Annotated in this window: 10 protein-coding genes and 1 pseudogene; 6 read left to right on the top strand and 5 right to left on the bottom strand. The window is 63.7% G+C overall.

What is annotated here, in order from left to right:
* Positions 1 to 19: 19 nt before the first annotated feature.
* The 5 genes and pseudogenes from ggt to NKI96_RS24740 all read right to left on the bottom strand — a co-directional run bounded on the left by ggt (position 20) and on the right by NKI96_RS24740 (position 6,567).
* Complete coding sequence (gene ggt, locus NKI96_RS24760; RefSeq protein ID WP_352806726.1) at positions 20 to 1,606, bottom strand: gamma-glutamyltransferase; 1,587 nt, start codon at positions 1,604 to 1,606, stop codon at positions 20 to 22.
* A gap of 35 nt (positions 1,607 to 1,641) precedes the next feature.
* Positions 1,642 to 2,941 (bottom strand): annotated as a pseudogene (locus tag NKI96_RS24755) (NAD(P)/FAD-dependent oxidoreductase).
* 2 nt (positions 2,942 to 2,943) lie between these two features.
* Complete coding sequence (locus NKI96_RS24750; RefSeq protein ID WP_023712270.1) at positions 2,944 to 4,326, bottom strand: glutamine synthetase family protein; 1,383 nt, start codon at positions 4,324 to 4,326, stop codon at positions 2,944 to 2,946.
* Between the two features lie 14 nt (positions 4,327 to 4,340).
* Complete coding sequence (locus NKI96_RS24745) at positions 4,341 to 5,618, bottom strand: glycosyltransferase (protein WP_352806724.1); 1,278 nt, start codon at positions 5,616 to 5,618, stop codon at positions 4,341 to 4,343.
* A 10-nt stretch (positions 5,619 to 5,628) separates the two neighbouring features.
* Positions 5,629 to 6,567 carry a GntR family transcriptional regulator gene (locus NKI96_RS24740; RefSeq protein ID WP_023685712.1) on the bottom strand — a complete coding sequence of 313 codons (939 nt, stop codon included), beginning with the start codon at positions 6,565 to 6,567 and terminating at the stop codon, positions 5,629 to 5,631.
* 234 nt (positions 6,568 to 6,801) lie between these two features.
* Between NKI96_RS24740 and NKI96_RS24735 the strand changes: the two genes are divergently transcribed.
* The 6 genes from NKI96_RS24735 (at position 6,802) to NKI96_RS24710 (ending at position 12,482) form a co-directional block, all read left to right on the top strand.
* Positions 6,802 to 7,866 (top strand): polyamine ABC transporter substrate-binding protein, encoded by a 1,065-nt coding sequence (locus NKI96_RS24735; RefSeq protein ID WP_023685711.1) that lies wholly within the window; start codon positions 6,802 to 6,804, stop codon positions 7,864 to 7,866.
* A gap of 94 nt (positions 7,867 to 7,960) precedes the next feature.
* Positions 7,961 to 8,803 carry an ABC transporter permease gene (locus tag NKI96_RS24730; RefSeq protein ID WP_023672945.1) on the top strand — a complete coding sequence of 281 codons (843 nt, stop codon included), beginning with the start codon at positions 7,961 to 7,963 and terminating at the stop codon, positions 8,801 to 8,803.
* Positions 8,804 to 8,989: 186 nt separating this feature from the next.
* Positions 8,990 to 9,781 (top strand): ABC transporter permease, encoded by a 792-nt coding sequence (locus tag NKI96_RS24725; RefSeq protein ID WP_023672946.1) that lies wholly within the window; start codon positions 8,990 to 8,992, stop codon positions 9,779 to 9,781.
* Positions 9,778 to 10,851, top strand: a complete 1,074-nt coding sequence (locus tag NKI96_RS24720; RefSeq protein WP_023692047.1) for an ABC transporter ATP-binding protein — start codon at positions 9,778 to 9,780, stop codon at positions 10,849 to 10,851. The genes NKI96_RS24725 and NKI96_RS24720 overlap by 4 nt, the downstream gene beginning before the upstream one ends.
* A gap of 9 nt (positions 10,852 to 10,860) precedes the next feature.
* Positions 10,861 to 12,135, top strand: coding sequence for a glycosyltransferase (locus tag NKI96_RS24715; RefSeq protein ID WP_023672948.1), 1,275 nt, complete (start codon positions 10,861 to 10,863; stop codon positions 12,133 to 12,135).
* On the top strand, positions 12,132 to 12,482 hold the full coding sequence (locus tag NKI96_RS24710; RefSeq protein ID WP_023692048.1) for a cupin domain-containing protein: 351 nt from the start codon (positions 12,132 to 12,134) through the stop codon (positions 12,480 to 12,482). The genes NKI96_RS24715 and NKI96_RS24710 overlap by 4 nt, the downstream gene beginning before the upstream one ends.

Raw genomic sequence — 12,482 nt, 5'->3', positions numbered from 1 at the left:
CGCATTCCAGCAACGCAGATCAGTAGCCCAGCGCACAACCGTCCTTGCGCGGATCGGAGGCACCGGTGAGCGTGCCCTTTTCCCAATCGATCAGCACCAACTGGCCGCCGCCATGCGGCTCCTCGGCGATCGAAACCTGATGGCCGCGCTGACGCAGGCCGGCGATCGCCTCAGCCGGAATCCCGCGCTCGGCCAGCACGGCATTGTCCTTGTAGAACACCCGTGGCGCATCCAGTGCCTGCTGCGGGTCCATCCCGAGATCGATCATGTTGGTCAGCAGATGGACATGGCCGAACGGCTGGTAGCCGCCGCCCATCACCCCGAACGGCATCACCACCTTACCCCCTCGCGTCGCCATGCCGGGCATGATGGTGTGCATCGGTCGCTTTCGCGGCGCGATACGATTTGGATGGCCTTCCGTGAGGCGAAAACTGCTGCCGCGATTCTGCAGCACGACGCCTGTCTTGGGACCGACGACGCCGCTGCCGAAGGAACCGAAGGTCGAGTTGATGAAGCTCACTGCATTGCGGTCGCGGTCGACCACGGAGATATAGACGGTGTCGCTGCGCGGCAGCTCAAGCCGCGGCAGATGCGTCATGGCGAGGGCCGGATCGATGGCGGCGCGCAGCCGCTCCGCATAAGCTGCCGACAGCAGTTGTTCGACGGGGACCTGGACGAAATCCTGGTCGCCGATGAAAGTATCGCGGTCCTGGTAGGCAAGCCGGCCGGCTTCGATCTCGAGATGCAGCCGCTGGGCACTGTTCGGCTCCAACGAACCAAGGCTGAAGCCCGAAAGCACATTCAGCATGATCAGCGCCGTCATGCCCTGATTGTTCGGTGGCATCTGATGGATATCGTAGCCGCGATAGGACGTATTCACCGACGTGACGTAGTCGCCTTGGGTCTCGGCGAAATCCTCCAATGCATGCAGCCCGCCCAGCGCGCGAAGACGTTCCACCAGATCGTCCGCGACTTCACCTTCATAAAACCCTGCACGGCCTCGGTTGGCGATGATGCGCAAGGTGTCCGCCAAGTGCGGCTGCCGATGCACATCGCCGGCTTGCGGCGCCCTTCCCTCGGGCAGGAATATGCGCGCGGCATGTTCATCGGCTGAGAGCAGAGCGACCTCGTCGGCCCAGTCGAAGGCGACGCGATCATGAACGACATAGCCTTGTTCGGCATAGCGAATGGCTGGCGCCAGCGCGGCGTCGATGCCCTTTTTTCCGTGGTCCTCGAGTAGCCGGCACCATGCATCGATGGCGCCTGGTATGGTGACGGCATGCGGTCCGGTTCCAGGCAGTTCGCCATGGCCCCGCTCCAGAAACCAATCGGCATTTGCAGCAGCAGGCGACCGCCCCGAGCCGTTGAAGGCCAGCACCTCGCCCTCGCCTTTGGGACTGTAGAGCACAAAACAGTCGCCGCCGATGCCGGTCGATTGCGGCTCGACCACCCCTTGCACTGCCGCCGCACAGACGGCGGCATCCATGGCGTTGCCGCCAGAGCGCAGCGTGTCGATAGCCGCCAGCGTCGCCAACGGATGCGATGTCGCCGCCATAGCTTCTGTCGCGCGAACCGGCGAGCGGCCGGGGAACTGAAAATCACGCATGCAATCCTCCGATGATCCACCCGCCGGTACTAACCTCAATGCTTGATACGGTCGCGCATCGCGTACCACAACATCCCCAGCACATAGAGCGGGCCCCGCAGCGCCGTACCGCCCGGGAACGGCATCGGCGTCAGCGTCGAGAACAGGTCCAGCCGCGAGGCGTCGCCCGTAATCGCTTCGGCCAAGAGCTTGCCCGACAGCGTTGACAGGATGACGCCCTTGCCGGAATAGCCATGCGCGAAATAGACCTCGCCATAGTGCCCGACATGCGGCAGCCGCGACGTGGTCACCGACACCAGGCCGCCCCAGGCATGATCGATGCGGCAGCCCTTCAGTTGCGGGAAGGTGGCCTCCATATGCGGCCGCACGAAGCCGGCAATGTCGGCCGGCGGCGATGGCGTGTAGCGCTCGCCGCCGCCGAACAGCAGCCGACCGTCCGCCGACATGCGGTAGTAGTTGACGACGAAGCGCGTGTCGGACACCGCGACATTGGCCGGGATGACATTGTGTTTGCCCTCCAGCGGTTCGGTGGCGACGATGTAGTTGCCGACCGGCATGATGCGGCTGTTGACGCGCGGCTCCAGCCCATGCAGCAACGCGTCGCCGGCCAGCACGACATGTTTGGCCCTTACCGACCCCTGCGCCGTCGAGACCCGGATCGAAGGCTCGCGCTCCAGCTTCACCGCGACGGAATTTTCGTGGATGACGACACCGGCGGCCACGGCGGCATGGGCAAGGCCAAGCGTGTAGTTCAGAGGATGCATATGGCCGCCGAGCGGCTCATACATCGCGCCATGAGGGCGTGTCCACCTTGCCGCGTGCCTGCGCCGCCGACAGGATCTCGACGTCGCGGAACTTCATCACGCTCTCGAGGCATTTGGCCTCGTCTTCGAGATCCCTGAGGTCGGAGCCATTAACGGCACCGACGAGATGGCCGGTCAGCCGCAGATCGCAATCGATGGCGTGGCGCTCGATGATGTCGAGCACCAGGCCGCGCGCCTCGAAGGCAAGGTCGAACAGCACCTTCGCCCGCTCGGGACCATAGAGCTTGACCAGCCCCTTGGCGCCCTTGCGCAAGCCGGGGATCATCTGGCCGCCATTGCGGCCCGATGCCCCCCAGCCGATCTTGCCGCCTTCGAGCAGCACCACCTTCAGGCCGCGCACGGCGGCGTGTAGGGCGGCCGACAGGCCGGTGCAGCCGCCGCCCACCACCACCAAATCGGCGTCGACATCTCCCGCCAGCGCCGGATGGTCCGGCGCCGGATTGGCGGTGGCGACATAATAGGATTTGCCGATATCGAGGCCCGAATTGAAACCCGTCGAGCTGGAGGCCATGATCACACCTTCAGCAGCAAATGGTCGCGTTCCCAGCTCGTGACCACGCTCTGGAACAGGTCGAGTTCGACGCTCTTGACGCGCAGATAGGTCTGGAAGAAATCCTCGCCCAGCAGTGCCCGCACCGGCTCGCAAGCGGTGAAACGATCAAGCGCCTCCTCCATGGTTTTCGGCAGCGTGCTTTTGATCTTGTAGGCATTGCCAGATGCCTCGGCCGAGCGCGCCAGCTTCTGCTCGACGCCGAGATAGCCGGCAAGCAGCGAACCGGCGATCGCCAGATAGGGATTGCAATCCGCTCCCGGCAAGCGGTTCTCTACCCGCCGGGCGGCGCGGCCACCTGCCGGCACGCGCAGGCCGCAAGAGCGGTTGTCATGCGACCATTCGATGTTGGCCGGTGCGCTGTGGTTCGGCCGGATGCGGCGGAACGAGTTCACGTTGGGTGCGAACAGCGGCATGATCTCGGGCACATATCTCTGCAGGCCGCCGATGAAATGGCCGAACATTTCGGTGTCTGCATCATCTCTGTCGGCAAACAGCGCGGCGCCCGTCTTCTCATCGACGACGGACATGTGCAGGTGCATCGAGCTTCCCGCCTGCGCCGCGATCGGCTTGGCCATGAAGGTGGCGTGCATGCCGCTCTGCTGCGCCGCCTGGCGCGTCAGCCGCTTGAACAGCAGCACCTGGTCGGCCAGCGGCACCGCGTCGCCATGCAGCAGATTGATCTCCAGCTGCGCGGTGCCGGATTCATGGATCAGCGTGTCGAGCGGCAGACCGGCGGCCGCGGCATAGTCATAGACGCGCCTTATCACCGGCTCGAATTCTTCCAGCGCCACCATGTCATAGGGATGCTGCGAACCCTCGGCGCGGCCATTGGCGCCGACCGGTGCTGTCAGCGGCTGGTCGGGATTCGGATTGGGCGCGGTCAGATAGAATTCGACTTCCGGCGCCACCACCGCGCGCCAACCGCGCTTCCGGTAGAGATCGAGCACGGCGCGCAGCACATGTCGTGGCGAGGCCATCCAGGGCTTGCCTTCCATGTGGAAGGCGTCGGCGAAGACATAGGCTTTGCCAGGGCCACCGCCCGGCGCCAGGCACAGCGTCGACATATCAGGCACCATGCGCATATCCGGGTCTTGATAGGCAAAGCCTTCGTCGATCGAACCGGAGTAGCGGCCATCGATGCTGACCAGGAAAGCGCTGCTCGGCAGGTAGAGTGCGCGGTCTTCCAGCGCCTTGAGGAATTTTGCTGTCGGCAGCGCCTTGCCGCGCAGCACGCCATTCATGTCGGGCACCAGGCACTCGACCTCCGTGATGCCGTGCTGGGCGAGCCAGGCCTTGGGATCGTTGCCGGTGAAGAGAGCGGTGTTGGTGTTTTTGTCCTGCATTTTGGTTCACGTACCTATGAGAGAGAGAGTATGGCTTGCGCGGCCACATCCGTTCCAGGGGTCAGCGCCATCTTGGCAGCATTGTCCCTGAGGCGGGCGCGCATCGCATCGTCGGCCAGCAGGCCGAGAATGGCTCTCTCCAATCCCCCTTCGGTCCAGGCGTCGCGGCCGATATGGTCGCCCACGCCCGTCTCTCCCGCGCGTTGCGCATTGTCATGTCCGTCCCAGCAATAGGGCATGATCAGCGACGGCACGCCGAAGCGCAGCGCCTCGCAAAAACTGTTGTTTCCTCCGTGATGAATAAACAGGTCCGACTTCGCCACCACCGAAGGCTGCGGAAACCAAGCGTCGAGATAGACATTGTCCGGCACCGCGCGATAGGCGTCGCGCAGGCCGCCGGCATTGACGATGAAGCGCGCCGGCAGCCTGTCGAAGACGGCGAGCATGCGCTCGATCAGCCCGACATCCATCGCGCCGAGGCTGCCGAAGCTGACATAGACCAGCGGCCCGCCATTGCGCGGAAACACCGGCACCTCGAATGGCCCTTCCGAACGCACGCAGCCTTCGAGATAGACAAAGCGTTTGGGGTCGAGCGGCTCGGCCCGCTCACGCCGTACGATCGCTGGCGTCAGCAGCAGATTGAGGTCGGGTGATGTCTCGAGGAACAGGCCCTTGGGCAACGGCGCCAGGCCGGCATCCGCGCGAAAACGGTTGAAGCACTCATGCGCGGGTGCGGAGGCCGCGAGATAGCGCGCTTCGAACGCCGCACGTTGCGGGTCGTCGGCACCCATCCCCGAGAGATAGGGCGGCACCTCGGCATCCGGCAGTTCCGTCTCGGCACAGGAGACGACGCGCACCCACGGGCAGCCGGCGGCGGCGATCGCCGGGAACATGATGACGTTGTCGAGCACCACCGCGTCCGGCTTCAGCCGCGCCAGCAATTGGCGCAGCGGCGCCTGGGCGTTGACGGCGGTGTCGACGATCGCTTGCCAGGTCGGCGCGACATAGGTCTCGAGCTGGTCGATCGGGCTCAGCCGGAAATGCGGCAGGTGCCGGCGCACGAAGGCCTGCCAATAGCTCTGGCGGTCGCTGTCGCTCAGCGGCTCATCCGTCGGCAGATGGTATTCCTGGAAGCCATAGTCGGTAAAGACGCCGGAGAAGCCGGCATGGCAGATGAAGACGGGGCGAGCGCCCCGTGCGCGCAATGCCTGTGCGATACCGACGCAATTCAACGCGGCGCCGAAACTGGCTTCGGGAAACAGCGCGATGGTCGGGCTGGCTTTACGCGTCAATTATTCCTCTTCAATCCGGCCGGCTGATCATGCCGAACAGTGCGGGAGCTCCGCGGCTGGCTGCTTGCGGTCGCTGGCTGCGGGAGAGCCGCAGGTGGATGCGAAGCAGATCGGCAGCCACCTCATACTGCCGGCTTTCAAGATAGTCGAGTATGCCCGAGTGTTCGCGCAACGATTGCCGCAGCCGAAACACGTTGACGCCGGAATAGATGCCCGGCAGCCGGCGCAGGCGGAGATGATCGGCCAATGCATCCGACACAAAACGGTTGGCGCAGCCCTCGGCGATCATGCCATGAAAATCCATGTCCAGCCGCTGGAACTCGCGCGTGTCGAATGTCTCGTCCGGCAGCGCTGCAAGCGCTTCCATGCCTTGCCGCAACATTGCTGCCCGCGCCCCGTCCAGCCGAAAGCCTGGCGTCAGGATGGCCGCCGGCTCCAGCACCAGGCGGAACTCGTAGCTTTCGCCTTGCGCCTCCGGATCGTCCGGCGCGCGGCGAAACAACCAGGATTGCCCAGGCGCACGATCCAGAAGATTCTCGTCGGTCAGTTTGTTAAGTGCTTTTAGTACCGTCTTGCGATCAGCGTCGTAGCGTCGCATCAGCCCCGCGATGGTCACCGTCTGGTCCAACCGTCGCGCCGAGCGGTCGCGCAGGATGGCTTCGGCGAGCTCGTCTTCCTCCGCACTGGGTAGTTCGGCGGCAATGGCGGGCTGGGCGGCGAGGTCGACCGTCAGATGATAACCGCTGTCGGCCTCCCAGCGCACCACGCCCCGTTCCGCGAGCAGGCCGAGTGCGGCGCGTACGGGCGTGCGCGAGACATTGCACAGTGAGGCGATCTGCTGTTCGGGCAGGCGGGCGCCAGGCTCGAAGCCACGCTGCCGCGCCACATCCAGGATGCGCTGCGCCAGATCGAGATGGTTGGTGCGAGGTCGTCTGGCTACGGCTTGCATGACTTTTCTCGAATGCGAATGTGGCGCATTGGTCTGGCTGATCGCCGGAACAGGGACAATCGGCCAAATTCCTCCGTCGTTGACAGATTATGGATTGACGTACTTTTTTCTGCAATAGTACTGTCGGCACAATCGGCGAGAAAAGACCGAGGGAACAGGATCAAGGCAGGCGCGCGCGTCGCCGGCCTTGGTCCGGCAAATGATTTCGACGATCAAACCGAATGGGAGACTGCCATGACCGCTACCAGCCTGCGGCGCCGTGCGCTCAATACATCCTCAATCGCTCTCGGTCTCGCCCTGACGCTCTCGGTGCCGGCCGCCGCAGCCGACCTCGTTATTTCGAACTGGGATGGGTACATGGCACCCGACGCCATGGCCGCTTTCAAGACCGCCACCGGCGTTGCCGGCGAAGTGGTGGTGCACGCCACCAATGAAGAGATCATGGGCAAGCTGATTGCCGCCGGCGGCAAGGGCTATGACGTGGTCTTCGTCTCCTCGCCCTTCGCCGAAGTATTAAACAAGCTTGGCCTGACCGAGCCGATCGACCATGCCAAGATCCCCAACCTCGCCAACCTCTATCCCGAAGCGACCAAGCTGCCGCACGATGTCGGCAACGCTTTCTCCGTGCCTTACACCTGGGGCACGACGGGCCTCTGCTACCGCTCTGACCTTGTCAAGACGGCGCCCACGAGCTGGAGCGACCTGCTCGCCCCTTCCGACGAGATGAAGGGCAAGACCACCATGCTGGCGACCGATCGCTGGCTGCTGGCCGCCGGGCAGCTCGACAAGGGCTATTCGGTCAACGAGACCGACCCGGCCAAGATGGCCGAGGTCAAGGACCTCTTGATCTCCGCCAAGAAGACCCTGCTCGCCTATGACGACACCACCTTCTATTCCAAGCTGGTTTCCGGCGAGGCGCTGATGGTGCAGGCCTGGGACGGCTGGTGCAATTACGGCATCGCCGACAAGCCGGAGATCAAATACGTCATCCCTAAAGAAGGTTCGGACCTGTGGGTCGACACGATGGTGGTGATGAAGGCGTCCGAGCACAAGGACGACGCCTTCAAGTTCATCAACTTCATGCTCGACGCCAAGAACCACGCCTGGGCGGCGCAGAACATCGACTACAAGGTGCCGAACAAGCCGGCGATGGAAAGCCTGCCGGCCGACTTCCTGGCCAAATTCCCCAACATGGCGATGCCGGTGGCCGATCTCGTCAAGTTCGAGCAGTTGCGTGACGTCGGCGAAGCCCAGCGCGACTATTCCAAGATCGTCAGCGAGATCAAGGCCGCGCAGTAAGCGGCGCAGACTTCACGGCCGGCAGCACTTCTGCCGCCGGCCCTGAGCGGTACCCGAGAAATTGTCCCAGACCCGACTTCGTTCCTCTCTGCTGATGGCCCCGGCGCTGGTCTGGCTGACCGCGCTGATGGTGGTGCCATGCGCCCTGGTGCTGGCGCTCGCCTTCTTCCGGCGCGGCGTCTATGGCGGCATCGACTACACTTTGACGCTGGAAAATTTCGGGTTGGTCTTCGACCCGCTCTATGCCGGCATCTTCCTCAACTCAGCACGTATCGCCGGCACCGCGACCTTGATTGCGGTGGTGATTGGCTATGCCGCAGCCTATGCGATCGCGGCCGCACCGCGCCGGTGGCAGCCAATTTTCCTGTTCTTCGCCGTGCTGCCGTTCTGGTCCAACTATCTGATCCGCACCTATGCCTGGATCGTGCTGCTGAACCGCGAAGGGCTGATCACCCAGTTGCTGCGCTGGTTCGGCTACACCGGCGAACCGCCCTCGATGCTCTATACCGAAGGCTCGGTCATCGCGGGCCTCGTCTACAACTATCTGCCCTTCGTCATCCTCGCCTGCTACGCGCCGCTGTCGCGCCTCAACCCGGAACTGGCCGAGGCATCGCGCGATCTCGGCGCCTCCGCTGCCACCACTTTCCGACGTGTCATCCTGCCGCTGACCGTGCCCGGCATCGCTGCGGGTGCTGTCTTCGTCTTCGTGCTGTCGATCGGCAATTTCGTCACCCCGGCGCTGCTCGGTGGCGGCCGCTTCCAGATGATCGGCAACCTCGTTTACGACCAGTTCCTGACTGCCAATGACTGGCCGTTCGGCGCAGCGCTCGCCATGGCGCTGATCGCCATCATGCTTCTGGTGCTGATGGCGCAGGCGCTCGCCGCCGACCGCGCTGCGGGGCGTGCGGCTGAGGCAAAGGGTGACGCCGATGGCTGAGCGCTGCGCAATTCTTGCCTTCTCCCCGTTCACCGGGAGAAGGTGCCCCGAAGGGGCGGATGAGGGGCGGCGTCAACCTTTGCGACGCTCAGCGCTGCCCCCCGTCTGCCTGCCGGTATCTTCTACCCGTGAACAGGGAGAAGGACTCTGGTCGTTCGCTTGCCTTCCAATTGTCGGAGGCCGGCGATGACCCATTCCTTCACCCGTACGCTCGGCATGCGGACGATCCTCACCCTCGTCTTCGCCTTCCTCTACATCCCCATCGCCGTGCTGGTGGCGCTGTCCTTCAACGAAGGCGGATTGCCGACGGCATGGTCGGGCTTTTCGCTGAAATGGTATGCCTCGCTGGCCGGCAATTCCGCCATCCTTTCCGCTGCGCTCAACACGCTGATCGTGGCGTTGGTCTCCACGGCCATCGCCACGCTGCTCGGCACGCTGCTGGCCATCGGCATCGAGATGCGCCGGCAATACGGCAGGGGTCTCGAGGCGCTGATCTTCGCACCGATGATCATCCCCGACATCGTCCTGGCGATCGCTCTGCTGTCGTTCTTCTCCATGCTAAACCTGACCATGGGCCTGCACACCATCATCCTCGCCCATGTCGTCTTCAACCTCGCCTTCGTCTGCTCGGTGGTGCGCGCAAGGCTAAAGAGTTTCGACTGGTCGATCGTCGAGGCCTCCGCCGACCTCGGCGCCTCGGCTCTGACCACCTTCCGGCGTGTGACATTGCCGGTCATCGCGCCGGCAGTGATTGCCGGCGCTCTGCTTGCCTTCACGCTCTCGGTCGACGAGTTCATCATCGCCTTCTTCACCGCCGGTGCCGGCCGCGCCTCGACGACGCTGCCTATGCAGATCTACGCCATGATCCGCTTCGGCATCACGCCGGAGATCAACGCGCTGGCGACCATCGTCATGGCGGTATCCATCACCGCGCTGACCCTGTCGCAGCGGCTCAACCGTGGGATCATCGGCCAATGAGCGAACCGCGCACGCTGCTGGCCATTGATAACGTTTCGAAGAAGTTCGGCCGGGTCACCGCCGTCGACGGCATCTCGCTCGACATCCGCGAAAACGAGTTCTTCGCGCTGCTTGGACCCTCCGGCTGCGGCAAGACCACGCTGCTGCGCATGCTGGCCGGCTTCGAGACGCCAACCGACGGCCGCATACTGCTCGATGGCAAAGACATCGCCCGGACCCCGCCCAACAAGCGGCCGGTCAATCTGATGTTCCAGTCCTACGCGCTGTTCCCGCATATGAGCGTGCGCGCCAATGTCTCCTACGGGCTGGAGATGGAGCGCTTGCCGAAAGCTGAAATCCGTTCCCGCGTCGAGGCCATTCTGGCCACCACCGAGCTTGTCCCCTTCGCCGACCGTAAGCCTGAGCAATTGTCGGGTGGCCAGAAGCAGCGCGTCGCGCTCGCCCGCGCGCTGGTCAAACGGCCTCGGTTGCTGCTGCTCGACGAACCGCTGGGCGCGCTGGACAAGAAACTGCGCGGCGCCATGCAGATGGAGCTGAAGCGCCTGCAGCACGAAGTCGGCATCACCTTCGTCATCGTCACCCACGACCAGGAAGAGTCACTCGTCATGGCCGACCGCATGGCGGTGCTCAAGGACGGCCAGCTGCTGCAATGCGACACGCCGCACGTGATCTACGAGCATCCCACCGACCGTTTCGTCGCCGACTTCATCGGCGTGATGAATTTCGTACCGGGCAAGATGTCTGCGGATGGCGTGATCGCCGCGAACGGCGCGCGCATCACCGGCAAGGTTCCCGCCAAGCTCACACCCGGCGCTTCCGCTGTCGCTTCGGTGCGACCCGAGCGCATCCGGCTGTTCCCGTCAGCCGAGACCGCCAACCGCATCGCCGGCACGGTTGAGGCGCTGGCCTATCACGGGCTCGACCTGCAGCTGCATGTCCGCACGCCTCTGTCGCCAAAACCATTTCTGGTGCGCGTCACCGCCGATGCCGCCGACCGCCGGCCGGTCTCGTCGGGCGATCAGGTCGAACTCGGCTGGGACGCCGCCGATGTCAGAATTTTTCAGGAATAGGAGAGCTTGATGGCGCAGAAGACGATCGCGTTTTTTCCCGAAGCGGCCTACGGCCCGGCGCTCAATTCGGTCGGCATCGCGCAAGCCGTCGAGGCGCGCGGCCATAAGGCAGTGTTCCTGTCCGACCCCGGCTTTGTCGATGTCTACAAGGGTTACGGCTTCGAAGCGCATCCGGTGAACCTGTCGGAGCCGATGCCGCCCGAGCAGATGGCGAAATTCTGGGAAGACTTCATCAACGGCCACATCCCGAACTTCCGCAAATCGCCCTACGATCAGGTCGACAATTACGTGAAGGATTGCTGGACCGCGATTGTCGACAGCGCCAAATGGGCGCAGAAGGATTTGCCGCGAGTCCTGGCCGCCATCAAGCCTGATGTCATTTGCGTCGACAATGTCATCCTGTTTCCGGCCATCAAACAGTTCGGCAAGCCTTGGGTGCGCGTCATCTCCTGCTCGGAAAACGAGATCGAGGATGAGGACATCCCGCCGCATCTCTCCGGTTGCGGCGAGAACGACCATGTCGGCCACCAGCGCTATCGCGATCATTTCAATGCGGTGATCAAGCCCATCCACGACGACTTCAACGCCTTCCTCACCGCAAACAATGAAGCGCCATACCCGGTCGGTCAGTTCTTCGAGGCCTCGCCCTATCTCAATCTGCTGCTCTATCCCGAAGCGGCAAAGTTCAAACGCCGCCATCCGCTTGATACGACGAAATTCCAGTATCTCGAAGGCTGCGTGCGGCAGGAAAAGCCATACGCCGTGCCGACCTTCGCCGAGAACAATGACGGGCCGCTGCTCTATGTCTCCTTCGGCAGCCTCGGCGCTGGCGATGTCGATTTGTTGAAGCGCATCATCACAACACTGGGCAAGACCCGTTACCGCGCGCTGGTCAATGTCGGCGGCTACAAGGACCTGTACACGGATGTGCCGGACAACGTCATCGTCGAGAGCTGGTTTCCGCAGCCTTCAGTCATCCCGCAGGTCGATGCCGTCATCCACCATGGCGGCAACAACTCGTTCACGGAGTGCCTCTATTTCGGCAAGCCGGCCATCATCATGCCCTATGTCTGGGACGGCCACGACAACGCCACCCGCGTCCAGGAAACCGGCCACGGCTTCGGCATGCCGCGCTACGACTGGAGCGACGCCCAGTTGGTCAGCAGGATCGAGGCTTGCCTGACCGACCCCAAGATGAAGGCCAAGCTGGCGAAGACCTCGTCGCAGATGCGGGCACAGAACGGACCGGAAAAGGCCGCAGGGTTGCTGGAGAAGTTGCTGTGACCTCCTCCGCCCCGCACCTTTACCAAGCCTCCACCCGCACCGACCTCGTCGACTGGGGCGTCCAGTCCGACGCGCTCGACGGCGCGTCGCACTCGACCGGCAGGCTTGTCCACAAAGGACCCAACAACCAGCCGGAATCCGGCATCTGGGTCTGCACGCCCGGCCGCTGGCGGCTCTCGATTCCGCGCGACGAATTGTGCCATTTCGTCGCCGGCCGCGCGACGTACCGGTCGGATGCTGGGGAGGTGGTAGAAGTCGCAGCCGGGACCGTGGTCATGTTCCCTGCCGGCTGGACAGGCGAATGCACCGTGCATGAGACCATGCGCAACGTCTACATGCTGGCTTGA

This window comes from Mesorhizobium sp. M0292 (assembly GCF_040321695.1).
Taxonomy (GTDB): Bacteria; Pseudomonadota; Alphaproteobacteria; order Rhizobiales; family Rhizobiaceae; genus Mesorhizobium.
This window is presented reverse-complemented; position numbering and strand designations above follow the sequence as displayed.

Bases quoted from the DNA above. Each gene is read 5' to 3' on its own strand.
- ggt (WP_352806726.1), bottom strand. From the start codon at position 1,606: ATGCGTGATTTTCAGTTCCCCGGCCGCTCGCCGGTTCGCGCGACAGAA.
- NKI96_RS24750 (WP_023712270.1), bottom strand. From the start codon at position 4,326: ATGCAGGACAAAAACACCAACACCGCTCTCTTCACCGGCAACGATCCC.
- NKI96_RS24740 (WP_023685712.1), bottom strand. From the start codon at position 6,567: ATGCAAGCCGTAGCCAGACGACCTCGCACCAACCATCTCGATCTGGCG.
- NKI96_RS24735 (WP_023685711.1), top strand. From the start codon at position 6,802: ATGACCGCTACCAGCCTGCGGCGCCGTGCGCTCAATACATCCTCAATC.
- NKI96_RS24730 (WP_023672945.1), top strand. From the start codon at position 7,961: ATGGCCCCGGCGCTGGTCTGGCTGACCGCGCTGATGGTGGTGCCATGC.
- NKI96_RS24725 (WP_023672946.1), top strand. From the start codon at position 8,990: ATGACCCATTCCTTCACCCGTACGCTCGGCATGCGGACGATCCTCACC.
- NKI96_RS24720 (WP_023692047.1), top strand. From the start codon at position 9,778: ATGAGCGAACCGCGCACGCTGCTGGCCATTGATAACGTTTCGAAGAAG.
- NKI96_RS24715 (WP_023672948.1), top strand. From the start codon at position 10,861: ATGGCGCAGAAGACGATCGCGTTTTTTCCCGAAGCGGCCTACGGCCCG.